27 protein-coding genes, 2 tRNA genes and 1 pseudogene are annotated in these 23009 nt (G+C 68.7%); 8 read left to right on the forward strand and 22 right to left on the reverse strand.

The features are described 5' to 3' along the window. Together BLP62_RS00995 and BLP62_RS01000 are read right to left on the reverse strand one after the other, a co-directional pair. Positions 1 to 387 (reverse strand): annotated as a pseudogene (locus BLP62_RS00995) (IS200/IS605 family accessory protein TnpB-related protein); the annotation flags it as partial. A gap of 242 nt (positions 388 to 629) precedes the next feature. Continuing rightward, positions 630 to 2165, reverse strand: coding sequence for a carboxypeptidase M32 (locus BLP62_RS01000; RefSeq protein ID WP_093004994.1), 1536 nt, complete (start codon positions 2163 to 2165; stop codon positions 630 to 632). A 66-nt stretch (positions 2166 to 2231) separates the two neighbouring features. Between BLP62_RS01000 and BLP62_RS01005 the strand changes: the two genes are divergently transcribed. The 4 genes from BLP62_RS01005 (at position 2232) to BLP62_RS01020 (ending at position 4957) form a co-directional block, all read left to right on the forward strand. Next, entirely contained in the window at positions 2232 to 3296 is a 1065-nt protein-coding gene (locus BLP62_RS01005; protein WP_093004996.1) for a prepilin peptidase, read from the forward strand. A gap of 24 nt (positions 3297 to 3320) precedes the next feature. Next, positions 3321 to 3704 carry a HEPN domain-containing protein gene (locus BLP62_RS01010; RefSeq protein ID WP_093004998.1) on the forward strand — a complete coding sequence of 128 codons (384 nt, stop codon included), beginning with the start codon at positions 3321 to 3323 and terminating at the stop codon, positions 3702 to 3704. Between the two features lie 74 nt (positions 3705 to 3778). Further along, entirely contained in the window at positions 3779 to 4003 is a 225-nt protein-coding gene (locus tag BLP62_RS01015; protein ID WP_241374114.1) for a hypothetical protein, read from the forward strand. Positions 4004 to 4036: 33 nt separating this feature from the next. After that, positions 4037 to 4957 (forward strand): nitroreductase family protein, encoded by a 921-nt coding sequence (locus BLP62_RS01020; protein ID WP_093005001.1) that lies wholly within the window; start codon positions 4037 to 4039, stop codon positions 4955 to 4957. Here the strand turns inward: BLP62_RS01020 and BLP62_RS01025 are convergent. Further along, a complete protein-coding gene (locus BLP62_RS01025; RefSeq protein ID WP_093005003.1) occupies positions 4911 to 5729 on the reverse strand; it encodes a C40 family peptidase in 819 nt (272 codons plus the stop codon). The two genes, BLP62_RS01020 and BLP62_RS01025, sit on opposite strands and share 47 nt — an antisense overlap. 906 nt (positions 5730 to 6635) lie before the next feature. Between BLP62_RS01025 and BLP62_RS01035 the strand changes: the two genes are divergently transcribed. Both BLP62_RS01035 and BLP62_RS01040 read left to right on the forward strand, forming a co-directional pair. Next, a tRNA-Trp gene (locus BLP62_RS01035) sits at positions 6636 to 6711 on the forward strand. Between the two features lie 48 nt (positions 6712 to 6759). Beyond that, positions 6760 to 7458, forward strand: coding sequence for an FAD-dependent oxidoreductase (locus BLP62_RS01040; protein WP_093005004.1), 699 nt, complete (start codon positions 6760 to 6762; stop codon positions 7456 to 7458). Here BLP62_RS01040 and mutY read toward each other — a convergent pair. From mutY to BLP62_RS01105, 13 genes are all read right to left on the reverse strand, one after another. Next, positions 7375 to 8352, reverse strand: coding sequence for an A/G-specific adenine glycosylase MutY (gene mutY, locus BLP62_RS01045; protein ID WP_093005006.1), 978 nt, complete (start codon positions 8350 to 8352; stop codon positions 7375 to 7377). The genes BLP62_RS01040 and mutY overlap by 84 nt on opposite strands. A gap of 2 nt (positions 8353 to 8354) precedes the next feature. Beyond that, positions 8355 to 8777 carry a CoA-binding protein gene (locus BLP62_RS01050; protein ID WP_093005008.1) on the reverse strand — a complete coding sequence of 141 codons (423 nt, stop codon included), beginning with the start codon at positions 8775 to 8777 and terminating at the stop codon, positions 8355 to 8357. Next, positions 8777 to 9427 (reverse strand): nuclease-related domain-containing protein, encoded by a 651-nt coding sequence (locus BLP62_RS01055; protein ID WP_093005010.1) that lies wholly within the window; start codon positions 9425 to 9427, stop codon positions 8777 to 8779. Before BLP62_RS01055 ends, BLP62_RS01050 begins: the two co-directional genes overlap by 1 nt. A gap of 9 nt (positions 9428 to 9436) precedes the next feature. Beyond that, positions 9437 to 10282, reverse strand: a complete 846-nt coding sequence (locus tag BLP62_RS01060; protein ID WP_093005012.1) for an NAD+ synthase — start codon at positions 10280 to 10282, stop codon at positions 9437 to 9439. Continuing rightward, positions 10269 to 11147, reverse strand: a complete 879-nt coding sequence (locus BLP62_RS01065) for a nitrilase-related carbon-nitrogen hydrolase (protein ID WP_093005014.1) — start codon at positions 11145 to 11147, stop codon at positions 10269 to 10271. The genes BLP62_RS01060 and BLP62_RS01065 overlap by 14 nt, the downstream gene beginning before the upstream one ends. Next, positions 11147 to 12709, reverse strand: a complete 1563-nt coding sequence (locus tag BLP62_RS01070; RefSeq protein WP_093005016.1) for a 1,4-alpha-glucan branching protein — start codon at positions 12707 to 12709, stop codon at positions 11147 to 11149. The genes BLP62_RS01065 and BLP62_RS01070 overlap by 1 nt, the downstream gene beginning before the upstream one ends. A gap of 4 nt (positions 12710 to 12713) precedes the next feature. Beyond that, positions 12714 to 13523, reverse strand: coding sequence for a [LysW]-aminoadipate kinase (locus BLP62_RS01075; RefSeq protein WP_093005018.1), 810 nt, complete (start codon positions 13521 to 13523; stop codon positions 12714 to 12716). A 17-nt stretch (positions 13524 to 13540) separates the two neighbouring features. Next, on the reverse strand, positions 13541 to 14575 hold the full coding sequence (gene argC / locus BLP62_RS01080; protein WP_093005020.1) for an N-acetyl-gamma-glutamyl-phosphate reductase: 1035 nt from the start codon (positions 14573 to 14575) through the stop codon (positions 13541 to 13543). Further along, positions 14568 to 15413 carry a lysine biosynthesis protein LysX gene (gene lysX / locus BLP62_RS01085; protein WP_093005022.1) on the reverse strand — a complete coding sequence of 282 codons (846 nt, stop codon included), beginning with the start codon at positions 15411 to 15413 and terminating at the stop codon, positions 14568 to 14570. Before lysX ends, argC begins: the two co-directional genes overlap by 8 nt. Before the next feature lie 152 nt (positions 15414 to 15565). Beyond that, positions 15566 to 15730: a lysine biosynthesis protein LysW gene (lysW, locus tag BLP62_RS01090; protein WP_014510935.1), complete on the reverse strand. Its 165-nt coding sequence runs from the start codon at positions 15728 to 15730 to the stop codon at positions 15566 to 15568. Beyond that, positions 15724 to 16038: a paraquat-inducible protein A gene (locus BLP62_RS01095; RefSeq protein WP_093005023.1), complete on the reverse strand. Its 315-nt coding sequence runs from the start codon at positions 16036 to 16038 to the stop codon at positions 15724 to 15726. The genes lysW and BLP62_RS01095 overlap by 7 nt, the downstream gene beginning before the upstream one ends. Before the next feature lie 9 nt (positions 16039 to 16047). Further along, on the reverse strand, positions 16048 to 16539 hold the full coding sequence (locus BLP62_RS01100; RefSeq protein ID WP_093005025.1) for a LeuD/DmdB family oxidoreductase small subunit: 492 nt from the start codon (positions 16537 to 16539) through the stop codon (positions 16048 to 16050). Then, positions 16532 to 17782, reverse strand: coding sequence for a 3-isopropylmalate dehydratase large subunit (locus tag BLP62_RS01105; RefSeq protein WP_176758111.1), 1251 nt, complete (start codon positions 17780 to 17782; stop codon positions 16532 to 16534). Before BLP62_RS01105 ends, BLP62_RS01100 begins: the two co-directional genes overlap by 8 nt. Before the next feature lie 22 nt (positions 17783 to 17804). On the opposite strand from BLP62_RS01105, the gene BLP62_RS01110 reads away from it, so the two are divergent. Next, the gene (locus BLP62_RS01110; RefSeq protein WP_093005029.1) at positions 17805 to 18029 is read left to right on the forward strand and encodes a type II toxin-antitoxin system HicB family antitoxin; all 225 of its coding nucleotides are present in this window, start codon (positions 17805 to 17807) and stop codon (positions 18027 to 18029) included. Next, on the forward strand, positions 18019 to 18225 hold the full coding sequence (locus tag BLP62_RS01115) for a type II toxin-antitoxin system HicA family toxin (RefSeq protein ID WP_008633873.1): 207 nt from the start codon (positions 18019 to 18021) through the stop codon (positions 18223 to 18225). Before BLP62_RS01110 ends, BLP62_RS01115 begins: the two co-directional genes overlap by 11 nt. A gap of 2 nt (positions 18226 to 18227) precedes the next feature. Here the strand turns inward: BLP62_RS01115 and lysS are convergent, their stop codons facing one another. The 6 genes from lysS to BLP62_RS01145 form a co-directional block, all read right to left on the reverse strand. Then, positions 18228 to 19358, reverse strand: a complete 1131-nt coding sequence (gene lysS / locus BLP62_RS01120; RefSeq protein ID WP_093005031.1) for a homocitrate synthase — start codon at positions 19356 to 19358, stop codon at positions 18228 to 18230. Positions 19359 to 19501: 143 nt separating this feature from the next. Next, the gene (locus BLP62_RS01125) at positions 19502 to 20293 is read right to left on the reverse strand and encodes an isoprenyl transferase (RefSeq protein WP_093005033.1); all 792 of its coding nucleotides are present in this window, start codon (positions 20291 to 20293) and stop codon (positions 19502 to 19504) included. A gap of 47 nt (positions 20294 to 20340) precedes the next feature. After that, positions 20341 to 21459 (reverse strand): acyl-CoA dehydrogenase family protein, encoded by a 1119-nt coding sequence (locus tag BLP62_RS01130; RefSeq protein WP_093005035.1) that lies wholly within the window; start codon positions 21457 to 21459, stop codon positions 20341 to 20343. Between the two features lie 37 nt (positions 21460 to 21496). Next, positions 21497 to 22063 (reverse strand): UbiX family flavin prenyltransferase, encoded by a 567-nt coding sequence (locus BLP62_RS01135; protein ID WP_176758112.1) that lies wholly within the window; start codon positions 22061 to 22063, stop codon positions 21497 to 21499. A gap of 137 nt (positions 22064 to 22200) precedes the next feature. Beyond that, a tRNA-Lys gene (locus BLP62_RS01140) sits at positions 22201 to 22276 on the reverse strand. Positions 22277 to 22299: 23 nt separating this feature from the next. Further along, entirely contained in the window at positions 22300 to 23001 is a 702-nt protein-coding gene (locus tag BLP62_RS01145) for a hypothetical protein (RefSeq protein WP_420918345.1), read from the reverse strand. Between the last annotated feature and the right edge of the window lie 8 nt (positions 23002 to 23009).

A 23009-nucleotide genomic window follows, 5' to 3' on the forward strand; every position in this document is an offset into this window, starting at 1 on the left:
CTTCAGAGGCTTACCCGAGAGGTGTCTGCGCTTGAGCTGTTGGAAGAGCTTTCTCCCCCCGAAGACCACCTTCCGGGGGTTCTCTCCTCTCTCCCTGGCGGAGTCCAGGACAGCCTGGGCCTTCAGGATCGCGTCGTCGGCGTAGCGGGTGTTGAGGCGGAAGGAGGTGCAGAGGAAACCGTCTGCCCGTTTGAGCTCCTCCCTGGTTTGACCTTCCAGGAGGCGGTTGTAGGCGTAGCGCACGGCGGCGGAGAAGCGGCGCATGAGGTCCAGGGTGGCCTTGCGGTCTTCTTCGGAAGGGAAGACGAGAAGCGCTTGGACTCCGGTGAAGGCCTTCGCCCTCTCCTTTGAGGTGCGCTCCCGCGTGGCTTTAGGCTTGGCCTTCACCTGGGGCCTCCTGTAAGGGAGTATACCCGTCTGTGGGCTTTACATTGGGGGAGTTCGCTAGGGTGAGGTGCCGCAAAGCGGGAGCGTTTGAGCGTTAGGGTGAAGTAGGGTGCGTTATTTTTCAACTGTTTGCACCTCCTTCTCCTCCTCGCCCTGCTTTCCGCCTGGCCGAGGGGCAAGCCCCAGGGGGCCTAAGCGCCCGGGCGTTGGCTTTAGCGCAAGTGCCCCTCGGCCTTGGACCCTCAGAAGCCGTAAAGGCTCCCGTACTTCCGCTCCAGGTAGCCCAAGAAGGGCAGGGCGCTCGGGGGCGCGCCCGTGACCCGCTCCACCAGGGCCCGGGGGCGGAAGCGGCTTCCCTCGGCGTGGATCCTCGCCCGGGACCAGTCCAGGAAGGTCCGGAAGTCCCCCCGGGCGAACCTGGGCTCCAGGGGGCCGAGCTCGGCCTCCGCCTTCTGGAAGAACTGGGCGGCGTAGAGGTTGCCCAGGGTGTAGGTGGGGAAGTAGCCGAACATGCCCCCGGACCAGTGCACGTCCTGCATGACCCCATCTTTGTAGTCCTTGGGGGCCACCCCAAGGTAGGCCCGGTACTTCTCCTCCCAGGCCCCGGGGAGGTCCTCCAGGGGAAGCTCCCCGCGGAAGAGGGCGAGCTCCAGCTCCAGGCGCACCAGGATGTGGAGGTTGTAGGTGACCTCGTCCGCCTCCACCCGGATGAGGGAGGGCTCCACGGCGTTGATGGCGAAGTGGAAGTCCTGGAGCTTCACGTCCCCTAGGCTCGCGAAGACCTCCTGGGCCCGGGGGAAGAAGCGCTCCCAGAAGCCCAAGGAGCGGCCCACCAGGTTCTCCCAGGTGCGGCTTTGCGACTCGTGGACGCCGAGGGAGACGGCCTCCCCCCTCGGGGTGCCCCAGTGCTCTCTGGGCAGGCCCTGCTCGTAGAGGGCGTGGCCCATCTCGTGGAGGGTGCCGAAGATGCCGGCGTTGAAGAAGTCCTCGTAGTAGCGGGTGGTGATGCGCACGTCCCCGGGGCCGATGGAGATCTCAAAGGGGTGGGCGGTGGGGTCCAGGCGGCCCGCCTCGAGGTCATACCCGCAGGCCAAAAGGAGCTCCAGGGCGAAGGTCCGTTGGGCCTCCACGGGGAAGGGGCGGTGGAGGATGGAGGTGTCAGGCCGCTTCCCGCTCCCCAGGATGCGGTCCAGAAGCCCCTGAAGCCCCTGGCGCAGCTGGGCGAAGAGGAGCTCGAGGTCCTTGGCCCTCGCCCCCGGCTCATACCCGTCCAGGAGGGCATCGTAAAGCTCCCCGAAGGGGGGGTCCAGGGGGTCTGGGCCCACCTCCTTGAGGATCTCCGCCTCCTCCTTGACCAAGGCGAAGAGGCGCTTGAGGTAGGGCAGGAAGCCCTTCCAGTCGTCCTGGGGGCGGAGGGCCTCCCAGGCGGTCTCCCCCTCGCTTCTGGCCTGGGCCAGCTCCACGGCGAGCCTTTCGGGGATGGCCCGGGCCCGCTGGTAGGCGAGCCTCCAGGCCCGGACGTTGACCGCCGGGTCCGAGAGGGGGTCGGCCACCAGGGGGCTCCCCTCCACCCGCTCAAGCCACGCCTCGAGGCGGGGGTCGGTGGCCCGGGCGTGGAGGAGGCGGGCCAGGGCGGCCATCTGCCGGGCGCGGTGCTCGTGCCCCTTCTTGGGGATCATGGTGCGCTGGTCCCAGGCGGCGAGGGCGCCCAAGGAGGCCAGGTAGGCGGTTTCCCTCTGGAACTCCAAAAGGTTCTGGTAAGCGGTTTCCGGCGTCACGGGGCCATCCTACACCCAAACCCTTAAAAGCGCCGTGAAAGCCGGGCCACCCCGTAAAATGCCCTCATGTGGCCCCTTCTCGCCCTGGTCCTCGGCCTTGTGGTGGGCTCCTTTCTGAACGTGGTCCTCCACCGCCTGCCCCGGGGGGAGTCCATCGTCTACCCCCCTTCCCGCTGCCCCCACTGCGGCCACCGCCTGGGGCCTTCCGACCTGGTGCCCGTCCTCTCCTACCTCGCCCTAAAGGGGCGGTGCCGCTACTGCGCCCGTCCCATCTCCCCCCGCTACCCCCTGGTGGAGGCCCTCACGGGGGGGCTCTTCCTTCTGGCGGGCCTCTTCTACCCCCCTGGGGTGGAGGCCCTCTTGGTCTTCCTCTTCCTCGCCTTCCTCGTGGCCCTCGCCTTCATTGACCTGGACACCTTTGAGCTTCCCGACCCCCTCACCTATGGCCTCCTCTTCCTGGGGCTTTTGGCCTCCTGGGCGCTGGCCTTTCCCCTCCCCTTTAGGGAGAGCCTGGACGGGGCCCTCCTCGCCGCCGGGGGGCTTGGCCTGGTGGCGGGGTACGGGAACTTTTTCCTGAGGCGCTTTAGGGAGGGCAGGCCCGAGGTCCCCGTGGGCCCCCACCAGGTGCACATGGCGGCCCTCTTCGGGGCGCTTTTGGGGCCAGGGGTGGGCATGGCCCTCGCCTTCCTCGCCTGGGCCCTCTCCGCCCGCACGGGCCGCCCCGTGGTCCTCCCCGACCGGCTCACCCTGCCCCTTTTGCCCCTCGCCCTCCTCCTCGCCCCCGCCCTGGGCCTGGACCTCCTGGAAAGCCTAAAGGGAAGCCTCCTCGCCGCCGGGGGGCTCGCCCTCGCCGGGGGGCTTTACTGGGCCTTCCGGCCCCTTCCCGAGGAAGACGAGGAGCCCGTGGCCATGGGCTACGGGGACGTGAAGCTTTTAGGGGCCCTTGGCGCCTGGCTTGGCCCTTACGCCTTCCTCGCCCTCTTCCTGGGGGTCTTCGCCGGGGCCCTCCTCGGCCTTCTCCTCCGCCAAAGAAAGCTTCCCTTTGGGCCTTACCTGGCCCTTGGGGGGGTGGTGGCCTTCTTCTTCGGGGAGGCCATTTGGGGGGCGTACCTGCGCCTCCTCGGTCTCTAGAGGGGACCTGCTAGGATAAAGGGGATGCGCCTCGAGGCCGAGCGCCTCCTGCTCCAGGCCAGGGAAGACCTGATCACGGCCACCGTCCTCCTGGAGCGGGATCGGTACTATGCGGCGGCCTTTTTCGCGCATCCGGTTGCCGAAAAGGCGTTAAAGGCTCTCCATATCCAGCAGCTCCGTATCCTTCCCCGCTCCCACGACCTCCTTTCCTTAGCCGAACACCTTCAGGCTCCCGAGCATGTGCAGGAAGGGGCCAGGCTCCTTACCCCTGACTACACCTTGAGCCGGTATCCCGATGTGGCCGGAACGGTGCCCGCAAAGCTCTACGCGAAGCCTCAGGGGACCGCACGCGTGGAGGCGGCAAAGGCCATCCTGGCATGGGTGGAAGAGGCGATCTCCAAGAGCTGAGAGCGCTCCTGGCGGAGGCTCCCCTTCCCCTCACCCGCGTCCTCCTCTTCGGGTCCCGGGCGAGGGGGGAGGCCTTGGAAGAAAGCGACTGGGACCTCCTCGTGGTTTCCCCCGCCTTCCGGGGCATGGACTACCTGAGTCGAGTCCAACTCTTACAGGGGTGCTTGCCTTTGAGAAACGTGGACTACGTGGCCCTCACCCCCGAGGAATGGGAGGTCCGCAAGGGAGAAATCGGCCTCGTGGGGGAGGCCGCCCGTGAAGGCCTTGTCCTCCTAGACAAGGGGATGCCCGCAGGTTGACCGGGGACCGATCCGAGGCTTTATCCTGCCCCCATGGACCTTTCACCCATCCTCGCCAAAAGGCGAAGCGTGCGGCGCTTCAAGCCCTCGCCCATCCCGGAGGAGGACCTGGAGAAGCTCCTCTTCGCCCTGCAACGGGCCCCCACGGACGCGAGCGCCCAGCTCTACTCGGCGGTCCGCATACGGGACCCAAGGCTTCGGGACGAGGTGGCCCGGCTCTCCGGGGACCAGGAGCACATCAGGCAGGCCGCGGAGTTCTTCGTCTTCCTGGCGGACGTCCACCGCCTGGAGCGCCTCCTCGCCCACCGGGGGCAGAGGATGGCCTTCTGGCCCAGGACCGCCCTCCACTTCGCCATCCTGGACGCGGGGATCGCCGCCTCGTACCTCGCCCTCACCGCCGAGGCCCTGGGGTATGGGGTCTGCTTCGTCGGCGGGGTGCTGAACGGGGTGGAGGCCCTGGTGGACCTCCTCGGGCTTCCCCCTGGGGTCCTCCCGGTGGTGGGGCTTGCCGTGGGGGTGCCGGACGAGGAGGGCCCCCCAAGGCCCAGGCTTCCCCGAAGGCTCGTGGTCCACGAGGACCGCTACCGCCCCTACACGGAGGAGGACCTCGAGGAGGCCTACCGGGCCATGGCCCCCTACAGCCGGGTGGGGGACTGGAACCGGGTCCTGAGGCGCTACTTCGCCGAGGGGGGCACCATGGAGGCCCGGGAGAAGCCTTACGGGAAGGTCCTTTCCCGGCAGGGGTTTGACCCGGACCTGCCCCAAGGGACCCCCTTCTACTCCCTGGGGGCCCTCCTGGAGGAGGCCTTGGCCGAGGCCCGGGGGGTGCTCTTCCGCAAGGGGGAGGCCTGGCTGGAGGAGGAGGCCCGGGCCTTCCGGGGGGAGGGGAGGCCGGGGGAAGCCCTCCTCACCGCCCTGCGGAAGGCCCGGGGAGAGGTGCCGGACTGGCCATGACCCGCCTCGCCCCCCGGTAGGCCTTCCGGTAGAAGGGGGCCTCGAGGCTCTCTATGACCACCCGGCTCCCGTAGCTAGAGGCGTGGGCGAAGACCCCCCGGCCCAGGTAGATCCCCACGTGGTCCACCTCCTTACCCCCGAAGCTGAAGAAGACCAGGTCCCCCGGGCGCAGGGCCTCCGCAGGGGGGAAGGCCTGGTACTGCTCCTTGCTGGTCCGGGGGAGGGCCACCCCCAGCTCGGCGTAGACCTGGGCCACGAAGGCCGAGCAGTCCAGGGAAAGCGGGGAGTTCGCCCCGTACTTGTAGGGCACCCCCAGGTAGCGGAGGACGGCCCGGAGGAGGGGGCTTTCCGGGTCGTAGTCCTCGGGAGGAGGGGAAGGCGAGGGGGCTTCGGGGGTAGGGCCTGGGGGGGTGCTCCCACCCTCGGCCTGAGCCCCGGGGAGGAGGAGCCTCTGGCCCACCTTGAGGTCCGCCGAGGCGAGGCCGTTTAGGCGCATGAGCTCCTCCACCGTGGTGCCGTAGCGCTGGGCCAAGGAAAAGAGGGTATCCCCCGGGGCCACCACGTGCACCCGGGAAGCGGGGGCTTTCTCAGGGAGCCTGAGCACCTGGCCGGGCTGGAGGAGAAAGCTCTCCAGGCCGTTTAAGCGCATGAGCTCCTCCACCGTGGTGCCGTGGCGCCGGGCGATGGAATAAAGGGTCTCCCCGGGGGCCACGGTGTGGGTGGGCTGGGCCAGGGCGAGGCCCAGGGCCAGGGCAAAGGCCGCCCTTCGCATGGGTCCATTCTAAGGGGTCCATAACGGGGGCATGAAGGTCCTGGACGAGCGCCTGAAACCCCTTCCCCCCCTGGCCCCTCTTCTCATGACCCTCCACCCTGCGCCTGCGCCGGGGAAGGCTCCTCCTGGAGGGGGTGAGCCACCCCCTAGGAGTGCAGGCCCAGCGGCTGAAGGCGGCCCTTTTGGGGCGGGGGCGCTACACCCCCTTTTACCTCTGGCGATAGAGCGGGCCTTGGCTATACTTGTCAGCAAAATTACGATGCAACTGGCTTTCTTTGAACTTTGAAAAACAAAGCTCAGTGTAGGAGCCCTTTCTTCACCGAAATTTTGACCTGGCCCAACGTTGCGGTGTGTGCTATACTCCCCCTAACCCGGACCTCCGGGTGGGGACCTTGAAAGCCAGTTTTCCTCTTGCCGAAGGCGAATATGCGCTTTCCCCTTCTCATCGCCCCTTCCTCCTGTGGCTTGCCATCGGCCCAAACCCCCGAAAAACCCCGTTATTCGCCGTGTGCATATTCCAAGCTTCATCTTTCTCACAAACCCCCCCCTCTAGCGGTGCCGTCCAGGACGGGGTTCTGAGGGGGGTAGAGTTGCAAGAGCTTGAGCCCCGTAAGGGGATTGATACTGTCTTGCCCGTCAAGCCACCCCTTGGGCTGGCTGACCGGCGTAGGGGGCGGCCTCTCCGTGCCCGCCCGGGGGCGGCGGAGCTCGGGTCCTCCCGCAGGTGGGGAAGGAAGCGGACGGTCTCCCTCCGCCCCCGCTCCCAGGACGGCCCTTTCCTGGTAGAGGGCCTGGGCCCCTCAAGTCCGCCCAGAACTCCTCCAGGCGCTCACCGGCGCCATCAGGAAGCTCGCGCCCAGGACCCTTGGCCCCCGGGCCCAGGTGTGCTACAATCCCTCATGGCGGGGGCCGTTAGCTCAACTGGCAGAGCACCGGTCTCCAAAACCGGGGGTTGGAGGTTCGAGTCCTTCACGGCCCGCCAGGCTTTCCCCCTGGGCCCTTGGGACCCAGGGGGTTAGGCTTTTAGCGTATGACGGCGTACCCAGTCCTCATCGTGGGCGCGGGGTTTTCCGGGGCCGAGGCCGCCTTTTGGCTCGCGCAAAGGGGGGTGCGGGTGGGCCTCCTCACCCAGAGCCTGGACGCGGTGATGATGCCCTTCCTGCCCCCCAAACCCCCCTTTCCCCCGGGAAGCCTCCTGGAACGGGCCTACGACCCCGAGGACCCAAGGGTCTGGGCCTTCCACGCCCGGGCCAAGTACCTCCTGGAAGGCCTCAAACCCCTCCACCTCTTCCAGGCCACGGCCACGGGGCTTCTCCTGGAGGGCAACCGGGTGGTGGGGGTCAGGACCTGGGAGGGCCCCCCGGCCCGGGCGGAAAGGGTGGTGCTCGCGGTGGGGAGCTTCCTCGGGGCGAGGCTTTTCCTGGGCGGGGTGGTGGAGGAGGCGGGCCGGCTTTCCGAGGCGAGCTACCCCGACCTCCACGAGGACCTCGAGGCCCTGGGCTTCCGCTTCGTGGAGCGGGAGGGGGAGGTGCCGGAAACCCCCTCCACCCCCGGCTACCGGGTGCGCTACCTGGCCTTCCACCCCGAGGAGTGGGAGGAAAAGACCTTCCGCCTCAAGCGCCTGGAGGGGCTTTACGCCGTGGGCCTATGCGTCCGGGAGGGGGACTACGCCCACATGAGCGAGGAGGGGAAGCGCCTGGCGGAGCACCTTCTCCATGAGCTTGGGTAGGGGCCTTTTCCAGGGGTCCTCCCCCTCTCCCTCCCAAAGGGCCCCCCGCACCTCCACGAGAAGCCTCCGGTGGGTGAGGGCGTGGCGCACCTCGCCCAGGGGAAAGGAGCGCACCCCGAAGGCCGCCTCCCGCCGGGAAAGCTCCTCAGGGGGGAAGAGGGGGACGCCGTAGAGGCCTCGGAAGCGCCCCTCAAGCCTCTCCAGGTGCACCCCCCTCCGCCCGAGGAGGACGAGGGCGGTAAGGCGCTCCTCCTTCGCCCGGCGCTTTCTGGGCGCGGGGTAGCGCCCGGGGGCCTCCTTCCCCCGGCAGAAGGCCCCCAAGGGGCAGGCCTCGCAGCGGGGCCTTTTCGGCAGGCAGACCGTGGCCCCGAGCTCCATGAGGGCCTGGTTCCACGCCCCCGGGTCCACGCCCTCGGGGAGGAGGCCCTGGGCGAGGGCGAAAAGCTCCTTCTCCTTGGGGCTTTCCCAGGCGAAGAGGCGGGAGAGGACCCTCCGGACGTTCCCGTCCACCGCCGCTACCCGTTCCCCGAAGGCGATGGAGGCCACCGCCCCTGCGGTGTAGGACCCGAGGCCGGGGAGCTTCCGAAGCTCGGCGAAGCTCGGGGGAAGCGCCTCCACGCTTCGGGCCAGGCGGTGGAGGTGTTCCGCCCGCCGGTAGTAGCCTGCCCCCTGCCAGACCCTAAGGACCTCTTCCAGGGGGGCTTCCCCCAGGGCCTTCAGGGTGGGAAAGCGCTCCAGAAAGCGGCGGTAGTAGGGAATGGCCTGCTCCACCCGGGTCTGCTGCAGGAGGACCTCGGAGACCAGGACGCGGTAAGGGTCCTTCTCCCCCCGCCAGGGGAGGGGGCGGGCGTTCTCCCGGTACCAGGCGAGGAGGGCTTTCTGCCAGGCCTCCACGGCTAGAGGGGAAGGGGCCCCCGGAAGAGGCGCTTGTGCTCCACCATGAGGCAGCGGTCGGCCACCACGGGGATGCCCGCCTCCTCCAGGGCCTTTTCAAACCCCGGGTGGCGGATCCCGAGCTGGAGCCAGACCAGGCCGGGCCCGAGGGCGAGGACCTCCGGAAGGTGGTCCATGAGGGCGGAAGAGGGGCGGAAGACGTCCAGGATGTCCACGGGGCTCTGAAGCTCTCGGAGGCTTCCCACCACCCTTTCCCCGAAAAGCTCCTCTCCCGCGAAGCGGGGGTTCACGGGGAGGACGCGGTAGCCCTGCTCCCAAAGGTATCTGGACACGTAGTGGGCGGGGCGGGAAGGGTCCCTGTGGGCCCCGAGGACGGCGATGGTCTTGGCCTGCTGCAAGAGGCGCTTGAGCTCCAGGTCCTCCATCAGCGCACCCTCCCTTCCAAGAGCTTGGACACCCGCTGGGCCTCGGTAAAGCTCAGGCGCAGGGGGAGGCCCCTGAGGTAGGGCCCCACCTCCTCCGGTGGCAGGACGGGAAGCCGCCCCACCCGGCGCCCCTCCAGGCGCCCGCCCACGAAGACCAAAAGGGGCTCCACCTCCACTCCCAAAAGCTCCCGAAGCTTGTGGGCCTGGCGCCAGGCCTGGCGCACCAGGTCGTCCCGGCGCTCCCCCCGGACCCAAAGCCCCTGGGGCGTGGCCCGGATGGGGCCCGTGTAGTTTTTCACCTCCACGTTGAAGACGCCGGCGGGACCCACCACCACGTGGTCGGCGTTCTCCCCGCCCAAGTCCACGTCGTGGAAGACCCGCCAAGGGGAGGGGAGCGCCTCGAGGACCCGGCCCACCCGGGCCTCCCCCAAGTAGCCCCGCGCCTTCGCCACCACCTCGCGCTCCACCTCCTTGTCCTGAAGCAGGCGCACCACGGCCAAGAAGGCCAGGGGAAGGGCCAGGGCCCCCATCCAGGGGGCGAGGAGCTTGACGAGGAGCCAGATGGCGAAGCCGAAACCCAAGAGCACCAGGGCGATCCGTCCCAGCCTTCGGGCGAGGGTCTTCCCCGCGCTTCCCACCTTGCGCGCCATAAGGGCCTCCTAAGGGCGGTAGTCCAAGGGCCTCAGGTAGAACTCCCCTATGCCAGTGGAGGAAAGGAGGGCCACCGTGGGCAAGGCCCTTTTCCAGTGGGTGCGGTTCACCCGTTCCTTCACCCGCCTAAGCTCCTCCTCGGTGAAGCCCAGGCCCAGGATGTATTGGTCGGGGTAGCCCTTCAGGTAGTGCTCCAGGATCACGTCGGCCCGGAGGTAGCGCACCCCCAAATCGGCCTCGTCCGTCTGGCCGGGGATGAGGTCGGCGGTGGGAGGCTTCCTCACCACCGCCTCCGGCACCCCGAGGTACTCGGCGAGCCGCCAGACCTGGGTCTTGTAGAGGTCCCCCAGGGGGTTCACGGGGGGCGTGTCGTCCCCGTGCCAGGTGTAGTAGCCGAAAAGCCTTTCCGTCTTGTTCCCCGTGCCCAGGGGGAGGGCCTTGTAGGCCTCGGACTTGTCAAAGAGGACGATCATCCGCGCCCGGGCCATGACGTTTCCCTTGCGGTGGGGGGTGAGGTCCGGGGTGAGGGCGGCGTAGCCCTCCACCATGGGGGTGATGTCCACCTCCTCCAGGGCCACGCCGAAGGTTTTGGCCACCAGCTGGGCGTGCTCCCGGGAGGTGGGGCTACTCTCCCGGTAGGGCAGGAAGAGGGCGTGGACCCTTTCCGCCCCCAGGGCCCGCACCGCCAGGGCCAGGGTGGTGGCCGAGTCCACCCCGCCGGAGACGGCCACGATGGCCTTCTCGTACCCCCGCCAGGCGAGCTCCTCCCGGATAAAACGGGTGAGGAAGTCCGCCACCAGAAGCCAGTTGAGCTCCAGGACCTCCTGGGCTTTGGGCGCCTCAAGTATCCGCATCCCGCCTCCCTAAGACCCTTTGCAGGTCGGGCAGAAGCAGGGGCAGGCCCGCCTCGAGGTCGGAGAGAAGAGGGCTCTCGTAGCGCACCGGGGCGATGCGCCCCCGGTCCAGGGCGAAGAGGAGGGCCGCCTCCTCAAAAAGGGGGGCCTCGGCCAGGACCCTCCCGTCCGGCCCCACCGCCAGGCTTCCCCCGCTCATCCCCTTCCCCCCCTCAAACCCCACCAGGCTCGCCACCACCACATATAGCCCGTGCTCCGCCGCCACCGCCTGGGCGAGGGTGCGCCAGCGGGCCACGTTCTCGGGATACCCCCCCTGGAAGCCCCGGGCCGGGCTCGCCGCGGGCACGTAGATCACCTCGGCCCCGTCCAGGGCGGCGAGGGTGGCGGTGATGGAGTGCCAGAAGTCCTCGCAGATGAGGAGGGCCGCCTTCCCGAACCGGGTCCTAAAGGCCTCCACCCGCCTTCCCCGGGCCAGGTAGCGCTCCTCGTCAAAGACCCCGTAGGTGGGGAGGAAGACCTTGCGGTGGACGTGGACCACGCGGTGGGGAAGCTCCAGGTAGGCGGCGCTGTTGTAGTAGGCCCCTTCGTCCCGCTCGTAGAAGCCCACCACCACGTCCAAAACCCCTTCCCACCCCACCTCCTCGTAAACGCCCACCAGGAGCTCCAAAAGCTCGTGGCGGGTGAGGGCGAGCTCCCTTACCCCTCCCTGGAGGAAGTAGCCGGTGAGGGCGGCCTCGGGCAGGACCACCACCTGGGGGGCGTGGGGGCGGAGGGCCTCGAGGTGGGCCCTAAGCCGGGCCAGGCTCTCCCCAATCCGGCTCTTCTCGGGGCGGAACTGGAGGACGGCGTGGCGCACCTCTTCCATCAAGCCCCCTCTTGAAGGTAGAGGCGGGGATTGGCCTCGGGGAAGGGGTTGTCCCGCTCCTCCAAGGCCCTAAGCTCCTCGGGGGAGACCCCCTTAAGGAGGTGGAAGAAGGCCCGGGCGTGCTCCTCGTACCGCTCCCGCGCGTAGGCCTCCGCCTGCCCCGTGTCTATGAGGAAGGGCCAGTCGGAGGCCTCGAGGAGCAGGAGCTCGCGCATGGCCTGGCGCAACGCCCCCTCGGGGAGGACCCCCCGGCGCACCGCCTCCCGCATGGCCCCCTCCGCCCGGTAAACCTTTTCCCAGTAGTCCAGGGTCTTCTCGTTGAGCCAGACCCGGTGGTCCCCACCCCGGCCCCAGGAGCCCTCGGGGAGGGCGGTCCGCACCGCGGGCCCCTGCACCGCCTCCCGCGCGGTCACGGGCCGGACCTTGGGGCTTTGGGCGAGAAGCCTCAGGACGGCCTCGAGCCAGGCCACCCCCTCGTACCACCAGTGGCCGAAGAGCTCGGCGTCGTAAGGGGAGAGGATGACCCCCTCGGGGCGCCCCTCGGCGAGGCGCTCCAGGAGGGCCACGAAGTGGCGGGCGTGCTCTTCCGCCTTGGCGAAGGCCGCCTCCGGGTCGTAGGGGGCCTTCTCCGCGAGGTCGGCCTTGCGGTGGGTCACCCGCCAGTGGTGGAGGCCGGAAATGGGGTCCTTGCGGTGGAACTCCCGGTAAAGCCCCTCCCCCGGGTAGCCGTAATCCGCGCTCCAGACCTGGAGGGCGGTCTCCGGGTTGCGGGCGAGGACCCTAAGGCCCGACTCCAGCTCGTGGACGTGGTAGGTGGCCTCCCTGCTCTCCACGGGGCCCAAGGCGGCCTCCCCGTAAGGGGAGAGGGGCTCACCCCCCTGGACCAGGTGGGCGTCCACGAAGGTGTAGCGGATCCCGGCGCGCATCAAAAGCTCGTCCACCCCGGGCCTCACCCCTTCCGGGGGGCCTTCCACGGGGGGCTTCCAGGGCCCTTTGGGCCGGTAGGCCATCTCCGGGAGCCAGAAGCCCGTGGGGTCCTTGGCGAAGTGGCGGCGGTAGGTGTTGACCCCGGTCTTGATCTGGGCCCAGAGGGCCTCGTCGTAGCCCAGAAGGGGGGAGTAGCCGTGGGTGGCATTGGAGGTGACGAGCTCCACCTGGCCCCGGTCCTGGGCCCGGCGGAAGGCCGCCAGAAGGTCGCCCCCAAGCTGGTGGAAGTGGTCCAGGGTGAGCTCCCAGAAGGCCACCTGGTGGCGGGCGCTCCCCGCGAGCTCCGTGCCCCTATAGCGCAGGTAGTCCCCCTGGGCCCTCTCCAGGCGGTCCTTAGCGTAGGCCCAGAACCCCTCCTTGATCCGGGAGTCGGCGAGCTGCTCCGCCAGGATCGGGGTGATCCCCAGGGTGAAGGGGGCCTCCACCCCCTCGGCGCGAAGCCGCTCCAGGACCCGGATGAGGGGGAGGTAGGTCTCGGCCACAGCCTCGTAGAGGGTCTCCTCCCCGAAGGGCCACATCCCGTGGGCCCGCACGTAGGGGAGGTGGGCGTGGAGGACCAGGGCGAAGCGCGCCATGGCCCTAGCGTACCACGGTGCCTTCCCCGGAAAGGGCCCGCCTTATGGGGTTTTCCACCCGGGCGTCGGCGAAGACCACCCGCTTGACCCCGCCCTTCACCGCCTCCACCGCCCCCATGACCTTCCGCTTCATCCTGCCTTGGGCGAGGGCCAGGTACTCCGGGTCCTCCACCCGGTCCACGGGGATCTCCCGCACCAAGGAGGCCTCGTCGGGGTAGCGGGCGAGGAGGCCCGGGACGTTGGAGAGGTAGACCAGGGCCTCGGCCCCGTAGAGGGTGGCGAGGAGGGCGGCGATGCTATCCCCGTCGGTGTTGATGGCCTCGTTCTCATAGCTTAGGGCGGGCGGGGTGAGGACGGGGAGGTAGCCCGCCCCAAGGAGGAGGTCCAAAAGGGCCTTGTTCACCTCCTCCACCGTGCCCGTGTAGTCCCCGCGGTGGATCTTGACCTTTCCGTCCTCCACGTACTTGACCGCGGTCTTCCTGCGGCCCACGAAAAGCCTCCCGTCCAGGCCGGAAAGGCCGATGGCGTTCGCTCCCTCCTTCTGCAAAAGCTCCACCAGGCGCTTGTTCACCAGGCCGCAGTAAACCATCTCAAAGATCTCCAGGGTCCTCCGGTCGGTGAGGCGGCTCACCTGCCCCCCGGGGTGGGTGAGGAAGCGGGGCGGGTGGCCCAAGGCCTCCGCCACCTTGTTGGTCTCGCTGCTCCCCCCGTGGACGAGAAGGAGCTTTACTCCCTCCTTCCACAAGGAGGCCGCATCCTTGGCCACGGCCTCGTAGTTGATCCCCTCGGCGCCTCCCACCTTGACCACGATCACAAGCCCACCTCCCTGCCCTAAGGGTGAAGCCCCGGGAAGTCCAGGCCCAGGGTCTCGGGCCAGCCCATGCGGACGTTTAAGGCCTGGAGGGCGTGGCCCGCGGTGCCCTTCACCAGGTTGTCAATGGCCGTCATGACCACGAGCCTCCCCGTGTCCTCCTCCAGCTCAAAGCCGATGTCGGCGTAGTTGGTGCCCTGGACGAACCGGGGGTCGGGGTAGCGGTGGACCCCCTTCTTCTGCTTGACGATGCGGATGAAGGGCTCCCCGGCGTAGGCCTCCCGGTAGGCCTGCCAGACGTCCCGTTCGCTCCAGCCGTCCTGGAGGAAGGCCTGGGCGGTCATGAGGATCCCCCGCACCCGGTCGGTGGCGATGGCGGTGAGGTGGACCTCGGGGCGGCCCGGGAGATTTTCCACCACTTCCGCGGTGTGGCGGTGGCCCGTGGGCTTGTAGACCCGGATGGACCCGGCCCTTTCGGGGTGGTGGCTCGCCGGGCTCGCCTCGGCCCCGGCGGCCGAGGTGGAGATGAGGAGGGTGACGAAGATGGGGGTGGGCTTCAGGACCCCGGCCTTGAGGAGGGGGTAGAGGCCGAGGAGGGTGGCCGTGGCGTTGCACCCGGCCCCGGCGATCCAGTCCGCCCCCTTCAGCGCCTCCCGGTAGAGCTCGGGCACGGCGTAGACGAAGCGGCCAAGGAGGTCCGGCCTCGGGTGCTCCCCGTAGTACCTGCGGTAGAGCCCGGGGTCCTTCAGGCGGAAGTCCGCGGAGAGGTCTATGAGGATGGGAGCGAGGGCACTGTAGCGGTCAAACTCCCGGGCGAAGACCCCGTGGGGCAGGGCCAGGACGAGGATGTCCGCGGGCTCCAGCCCTTCCGGGGGGACGAACTTGAGGTTCGTGCGTCCTCGGAGGTTGGGGTGGACGAAGTGGACGGGCTCGCCCGCGAAGCGCCTCGAGGTCACCTGCTTCACCTCCAGATAGGGGTGGGAAAGGGCGAGCCTGAGGAACTCTCCCCCGGCGTACCCCGAGGCCCCCACGATGGAAAGGGTTTTCTTATCCACGGGCCACCTCCCAGGCGTACCGCAGGATCTCCCCCGGGATGTCCACCCCGGTGGTGTGCACGGAGTTCTTGAACTCCATGGTGTGGTTCACCTCGTTTACGAGAAGCCCCCGCGGCGATTCCAGGAGGTCCACGGCCACCACCCCGCCCCCCACGGCCTCCGCCGCCCCCACGGCCAGCCGGGCGATCTCCTCCGTGAGGGGGCAGTTCTCCGCCTGCCCGCCCCGGGCGGTGTTGGTGATCCAGTGGGCGCTTCTGCGGTAGATGGCGGCGATGGCCCTCTCCCCCACCACGAAGACCCGGATGTCCCGCCCGGGCTTCTCCACGTACTCCTGGATGTAAAAAAGCTGGTGCTGAAACCCCCCTAAGACCTCCTTGTGCTCAAGAAGGGCCTCCGCCGCGGCCCGGTCCGTGACCTTGGCCAAAAGGCGCCCCCAGCTTCCGATCACGGGCTTCAGCACCACGGGGTAGCCGAAGGCCTCCATGAGCCTCAAGGCCTCCTCCCGGTCCGTGGCCAAGGCGGTCCTGGGCTGGGGAAGGCCCGCCTTGGCCAAGGCCACGCTCGTGGCCCACTTGTCCCCGCAGGCCTCCATGACCTCGGGGCGGTTCACCACGGGGATGCCGAGGGCGGTGAGGTAGCGGGCGGCGGCGAGGCCCCGGCTTTGGCTCACGCACCGCTCCAGGGCCACCGTGACCCCCTCAAGCTCCTCGGGCCTCTCGCCCAGGACCATGGGCAGGGCGGGGACGTAGACCTTCTTGTAGGGGAGGCCCAGGGCCTCCGCCCGCTCAAAGAGCATCCGCTCGTCGGGGCGGATGCGGTCGTAGAGGATGGCCAGCATCTCGCCTCCCGAAGAGGCCCCACGCCGGCCTAAGTGGCTGCACGTTGATTTCGCAACACGGGTCGCCCGAAATAAGGCTTGGGAAGGTCCTTTTGGGGCCCCCACCGCGGCGAGAGCCGCGGTGGGGTACTTAGGCCGGCGTGGGCGCGGGATCACTCGCCCCAGTCCTCCGCCTCCTCGGGGGCGGGCTCGAGCCTCAAGGGGTCAAGCCCCACCACCTCAAGCTCCGCGCCGCAGTCCTCGCAGACCACGAGCTCGCCAAGCTCCGGGTTCTCCAGCCGCAGTTCCGCACCGCACTCAGGGCAGGTCGCTACCATTCCTCGTCCTCCTCTACCTCGCTCCAGTCGGGGAGGAAGCGGAAGCCGCACTCGGGGCACTCCGCCTCCTGGCCCTGGTCCTCCTCGGAAACCTCAAAGGTGTAGCCGCAACGGGGGCAGTCCACGAAGAAACCTTCCAGGCCCTCCTCCGTCACCTCCACCTCCAGGGGGTCCAGGGAGACCACCTCCAGGAAGGCCCCGCAGGCCTCGCACTCCAGCACGTCCCCGACCTCGAGGTCCTCAAGGTCCTCCGCCAGCACCAGGCTGGCCTCGCCGCACACCGGACAGACGATCTCTAGGTCCTCCATGACTAGAGTCTACTCCCCCGGGAAGCGCCCGTGCTTCTTGTAGTAGTCCAGGAGGGACCCCTCCTTGAGCGCCTCCAGGAGGAAGGGGGGCGGGGGGCGGAGGGCAAAGCGCTCCTCCCCTCGGACAAGCACCCCGCTTTCCAGGTCCAGCTCCACCTCGTCGCCGTCTTTTAGCGCATCCACCACCTCCTCCGACTCAAAGGGGACGATCCCCAGGTTCACCAGGTTGCGGAAGAAGATGCGGGCGTAGCTTTTGGCGATGACGGCCCGGACGCCGAGGCGCTTTAGGGCCTCGGGGGCGTACTCGCGGCTAGAGCCGAGCCCCGCGTTCCGCCCGAAGACGAGGATGTCCCCGGGGCGCACCTCCTTGGCGAACTCGGGCCGAAGGTGGGCGAAGGCGTAGAGGTGAAACCGGTCCTCCCCCACCATGAAGGGGGCGTACTTTCCGGGAAGGATGTCGTCCGTGTTCACCTGGTCGCCGAACTTCCAGACCCTAGGCATGGACCTCCTCCAGTTCCTCCGGGGTGGTGAGGTAGCCCGCCACGGCGCTCGCCGCCGCCACGCGGGGGCTTGCCAGGTAGATCTCGGCGTCCGGGGCTCCCATGCGTCCCCGGAAGTTGCGGTTGGAGGTGGAGACGCACACCTCCCCCGGGGCCAAAACCCCCATGTGCCGCCCCATGCAGGGGCCGCACCCCGGGGTGCCGATGGTGGCCCCGGCCTCGAGGAGGGTGAGGAGGGTGCCGTCCCTGGCCGCCTCCTCCAGGACCTGGGAGCTCGCCGGGACCACCAAAAGCCGCACCCAAGGGGCCACCTTCCTCCCCCTTAGCACCTCCGCCGCCGCCCTGAGGTCCTCAATGCGCCCGTTGGTGCAGGTGCCGATGAAGACCTGGTCCACCCGCTTGCCCTTGACCTCGGCCACCTCGTGGACGTTGTCCACGTAGAAGGGCACGGAGACCCTGGGGGTGAGGGCGGAAAGGTCTATCTCCACCTCCTTGGCGTACCGGGCCTCGGGGTCGGGGTAGAGCCAGTCGGGCACCCGGTACATCTCCAGGATCTCCCCACTCGGCACCACGAGCCCCGCCTTGGCCCCCGCCTCCACGGTGAGGTTGGCGAGGGTCATGCGCTCGCCCCGCGTGAGGGCCTCCGCCCCGTCCAGGAGGTGGATCTCCACCGCCATGTAGGTGGCCCCTTCGGCGGTGAGGAGGCGGACCATCTCCAGGGCGGCGTCCTTGGCCGTGACCCCCTTGGGAAGCCTCCCCCGGAAGACCACCTTGACGCTCTCGGGCACCCGAAGCCAGGTGCGCCCGCTCGCCGCCGCCAAGGCGATGTCCGTGGCCCCCATCCCCGTGCCGAAGGCCCCCACCGCCCCGTAGGTGGTGGAGTGGCTGTCCGAGCCCACCACCACCCAGCCCGGCTGGGCCAGGCCCTCCTCTATGAGGACCTGGTGGCACACCCCCCTCCCCACGTCAAAGACCCGGATGCCGTGCCGCTTGCCCCACTCCCTTATCTCCTTCTGGGCCTTGGCCACCTCCAGGTTCGCCGCCGGGGCCACGTGGTCTATCACGATGGAGACCCTTTCCGGGTAGCGGGGGGTGGCCTCCAGGTACTCCAGGCGCTTGAAGAAGCTCCCGGCGATGGAGTCCACCACCATCACCTGGTCCACCTCCACCACCACGAGCTCCCCCGCCCCCACGGGCCTTCCCGCCTTGTGGGAGAGGATCTTTTCCGCTAGCGTCTGTCCCACACGCACCTCCTATACTGAGGGTATGCCCAAGTACACCGCCCTCCTCTACCCGGACCCGGAGACCCCAGGGGTCTGGATCGCCGAGTTTCCCGCGGTGCCCCAAGCCCACTCCTTCGGCCAAAGCCCCGAGGAAGCCTTGGCGCGGGCCAAAGAAGCCTTGGAACTCGTCCTGGCCTACTTGAAAACCGAAGGGTGCCCCCTTCCCCAGGACGTGCAAGCGGTAGAGGTGGGCGTGGATGCCGCCTAGGCCGGAAGAGGTGGCCAGGAAGCTCCGCCGCCTCGGGTTCGTGGAGCGCATGGCCAAGGGTGGGCATAGGCTTTACGCGCACCCCGACGGCCGCATCGTGGTGGTGCCCTTCCACAGCGGGGAGCTTCCCAAGGGCACCTTCAAGCGCATCCTGCGCGATGCCGGCCTCACCGAGGAGGAGTTCCATAACCTCTAGCCTCACGCCGTGATCCACTCCCGGAGGATCCGGTCCAGCTCCTCCAGGGTGAGCTGGCCCCGGTCGGCCAGGGCCTTGATGTGCTGGGTGACCCGGTGGAGCTCCTCCTCCCCGTAGTGGAGGCCAAGTTCCTCCGCCCGCGCCTTGATGGCGTGCCGCCCGGTGAGCCTCGAGGCGATGATGAGCTTCCGCTTCACCCCGAAGACCTCGGGCGGGTAGGGCTCGTAGGCCTCGGGGTTGATGTAGATGGCCTTGAGGTGCATCCCCGCCTTGTGGCTGAAGGCCGTCTCCCCGGTGATGTAGTTGTTGAAGGGGATCTCCACCCCCACCATCCTCGCCACCATCCGGTCCAGCTCGGGGAGCATCTCCAGCTTGTACTTCCTGCGCACGTACTCGGGCTGGAGGGTATACATGCGGGCGAGGAACCCCCCCAAAGGCGTGATCCCGTTCCGCTCCCCGATCCCCAAGACGGTGGTGTCCACGTGGGTGGCCCCGGCCTCAATGGCTTCATAGGCGTTGGCGATGGCGCACCCGGTGTCGTTGTGGCCGTGGAACTCAATGTCCACCCTGGGCCCCACCACCCGCCGCACCTCCCGCACCAGGGCGTAGACCTGCCGGGGCGTGGCGATGCCCACGGTGTCCGCCAGACCCACCCGGTCCACGTAGGGGGCGATGGCCCCGTAGATCTCCAAGAGGTCGTGCTCCTCCGAGCGGAAGGTGTCCTCCGCGGAGAAGCGCACCTCCACGTGGGGGGCGGTTTCCCGGATGTACTGGATCACCTCCTTGGCCTCCTCAATGATCCTGGGGATGTCCCGCCCGTGGGCGGCCCGGAGGTACTTGCTGGTGCCGAAGAGGAGGTCAATCCCCTGCACCCCCGTCTCCACCGCCACCTTGGCCGCGTCCAGGCGGGTCTGGATGTGGGTCACCACCTTGGCCCTAAGGCCCAAGGAGGCCAGGACCTCGGCGTCCTTGCGGGACTGGGGGGAGGCCATGGGGGTGGTGACCTCAATGTACTCAATGCCGAACGCGTCCAGGGCCTTGGCGATCTCTATCTTGTCCTGGGTGGAGAAGTTGGCCCGCTCAAACTGCTCGCCCTCGCGAAGCGTGGAGTCTATGATCTTCCATTCCCGCATACGCCCCTCCCCAAAAGAAAACCGGCCCGAACTCGGGCCGGGGGATAAGGAACCCTTAGAGGGCTATCCTACCCCCCGGCGGCCGAGTTTTTTGGCACGGGCCAGCATCTTGTCCGTAAGGGTATACGAAAGGGCGCATCTTGTCAACGCCCAAAGCGGCGCTCCCTCGCCTGGTAGCTCCTTAAGGCCCTGAGGAAGTCAATCTTCCTGAACTCGGGCCAAAGGACATCGGCGAAGTAAAACTCGGAGTAGGCGGACTGCCAGAGCAAAAAGCCGGAAAGCCGAACCTCCCCCGAGGTGCGGACGATGAAGTCGGGGTCGGGAAGCCCGGCGGTGTAGAGGTGGCGGGCGATGTCCTCGGGGGCGAGGGCCTCGGCCACCTCCTTGGGGGAAAGCCCCTTGGCCTCGGCCTCCAGAAGGAGCCGCCTCACCGCGTCCACGATCTCCTCCCGCCCCCCGTAGCCCATGGCGATGTTGAGGACCATGCCCCGGTGGTGCCGGGTGCTTTCCTCCAGGCGCTCCAAGGCCCTCAGCACCTCCTCGGAAAACCCTTCCCGCCGCCCGATGACCCGCACCTGCACCTGGTTTTCCAGAATCCGGTGGTCCTCGGCCATGCGCTCGGCCTCCTGGACGAAGAGGCGCATGAGGGTCTCCACCTCCTCGGGGGAGCGCTTGAAGTTGTCGGTGGAGAAGACCCAGACGGTGACGGTCTTGATGCCCATCTCCAGGCACCACTCCAGCACCTCGTAGGCCTTCTGCACCCCGAACTCGTGCCCCTTGGTGGGGGAAAGGCCCAAAGCGCGGGCGTAGCGGCGGTTCCCGTCCAGGATGAGGCCCAGGTGCTTGGGCATGGGGCCCCCCTTGACCTCCCTCAGGAGGCGCCTTTCGTAGAGCCAGTAGAGGGGACGGGAGAGGGCGAGGAGGCGGCGGAGCATACCCTACCCACCCTAAGCCGGGGGGATGAGAAAGGGAAGGGGTCTTCCTAGCGGTAGAGCTCCCGGGCGATGACGAGGCGCTGGATCTCCGAGGTGCCCTCGTAGATCTCCGTCACCTTGGCGTCCCGGTAGTACCGCTCCACCCGGTAGTCCCGGTGGTAGCCGTACCCCCCCAGGACCTGGACCGCCTCCCGGGTCACCTCCACCGCCACTTGGCTGGCGAAGAGCTTGGCGGCGCTGGCCTCGAGGGTGAACCTTTCCCCCAGGTCCTTCTTCCTCGCCGCCTCGAGGACGAGGGCCCTTGCGGCGGCGATCTTCACGTGCATGTCGGCGATCTTGAAGGCGATGGCCTGGTGCTCCTTTAGCTTCTTCCCAAACTGCTCCCTCTCCTCGGCGTAGGCCTTGGCGATCTCAAAGGCCCCCCGGGCGATGCCCACCGCCTGGGCCGCCACCCCCACGCGCCCCGAGTCCAGGCCCGCGAGGGCGTAGGCCAGACCCCGCCCCTCTTCTCCCAGGAGGTTCTCCTCGGGGACGAAGACCTCCTCGAGGCGCACCTCGGCGGTGTGGGCCGCGTGGAGGCCCATCTTCTCCTCGGGGCGGCCGAAGGAAAGCCCCGGGGTGTCCTTCTCCACCAAAAAGGCGCTGATCCCCTTCTCCGTGCGGGCCATGACCACGTAGAGCTGGGCCTGCCCCGCGGAGGTGATCCAGCTCTTGACCCCGTTCAGCACGAACCCGCCCTTGACCCGCCGCGCCTCGGCGCGGAGGCTCTTGGCGTCGGAGCCCGCATGGGGCTCGGTGAGGCAGAAGGCCCCGATCCACTCCCCCCGGGCCAGGGGCACGAGGTAGCGCCGCTTCTGCGCCTCGCTCCCGAAGCGGAGGAGCATGTACTGGGGAAGGCCACCCGTCACGGAGACGATGACGGCCACGCTGGGGTCGGCGGCGGCGAGCTCCTCCAGGACCAAGGCCCAGGTCACGGAGTCCAGGCCCACCCCGCCCCACGCCTCCGGGGTGGTCATGCCGAGGAGGCCGAGCTCGGCCAGGGCCTTGAGCTGGGGCCAGGGGTACTCGGCCTTCCGGTCGTACTCGGGGGCGAGGGGGTAGAGGACCTCCCGGGCCACCCGGCGCACCGCGTCCAGAACCAGCTTCTGCTCCTGGGTGAGGGTCATCCTCCCCATCGTAACACCGCAGGTCGGCGAAAAAGCGTCACGTTTCCCCCCACCGGGGGGCGCGCTTCCCGGGAAGCCCCAGGTGGTCCAGGATGCGCTGGGTGACGAAGCCGAGGAGGTCCCTGATCTCCTTGGGGCGGTGGTAGAAGCCGGGGCTCGCCGGGAGGATGGTGGCCCCGGCCTCCGCCGCCTGGACCATGGCCCTTAGGGTGGGGAGGGGCAAAGGGGTCTCCCGCGGCACCAGGATGAGGGGACGCCTCTCCTTGAGGTGCACGTAGGCCGCCCGGGTGAGGAGGGTGTCCGCGAGGCCCGTGGCCACCTTGGCCAAGGTGGTGGCCGAACAGGGCACCACCACCATCCCCCGGGTGGGGAAGGAGCCCGAGGCGATGGGGGCGCCCAGGTCCTGGTCCTTGTAGACCCGGTGGGCCAGGGCGTGGAGGTCCTTGGGGCTTAGGCCCATCTCCTCCCAGAGCACCCGCTTGGCCCCCTGGGAGAGGACGAGGTGCACCTCCGCCACCTCCTTAAGGGCCTCCAGGAGGTCCAGGGCGTAGGGCATGCCGCTCGCCCCGGAAAGCCCCACCACCACCCGCGCAAGCTCCGCCACGCCCCCATCCTAAGCGCCCGCGCATGGATCTTGCCATAAGCGACCCCTGGTTTTGGCCCATGGGCGGGCCCTTTTGGGACCCAAGCCGGAGCGGGGCACTTAAGCGCCCGCCCCCTCCCGACGGGAGGGGGCAGCCTTGGTGGGCCGTGCAGGATTCGAACCTGCGACCTACCGATTAAAAGTCGGTTGCTCTGCCAGCTGAGCTAACGGCCCAAAGCCTTCCCGATTATAGGGGGCTAAGAGGGCCTGCGCAAGCGCTCCATGATGGAAAGCCCCAAGGCCTCCTCCCTGGCCCGCCCCCTTAAGGCCTCCAGGTCAAAGGCCCGAGGGGCGAGGGCCTCGAGGGCCACCTTGGGCAGGGGCGCCCCCTGCAAAAAGGCGAAGAAGCCGGGGTCGGCCCAGGGAGGGACCCAGGCCCCGCTCCGGCAGAGGAAGACGCGGTGGAACACCCCTTCCACCCTCCCCCCGGGGTCCACCTCCCGGGCCACGGGCACCCTTGGCTCGGGCTCCAAGGAAGGGTCCCGCCAGGGGGGGTAGTAGACCCGAAGCCTCGCCCCCAGGCGGTGGTAGAAGACCATCCAGTCGTCGCAGGCGGGCTCCCCCCCCAAGGGGCGGTAGCCCGCGTCGTGGTGGGCGTCAAAGAGGACCACCTCCTCCACGCCCCGGCGCACCTCGGGGTGGAAGGCGAGGGCGTTGCTTTCGGCGTAGTAGAGCACCGCTTCCTCCGCGAAGGCGAAGCGCCCCCAAAACCCCTCCCACCCCCGGGCCTCGGGCAGGGGGAGCCCCCGGAGGAGGAAGGCCAGGGCCCGCTCCTCCCAGGCCTCGAGGAGGTAGTAGGGGGTCTCAAAGTGGGCCCAGGCGAAGAGGGGGGCCAAGGGGTCCTTGGGGCCCTGGGGCACGGGGAAGAAGTAGTCAAAGTCCACCACCAAAAGCCGCATCTCCTCTT

Origin of the sequence: Thermus arciformis (genome assembly GCF_900102145.1) — a bacterium.
GTDB classification, from domain to species: domain Bacteria; phylum Deinococcota; class Deinococci; order Deinococcales; family Thermaceae; genus Thermus; species Thermus arciformis.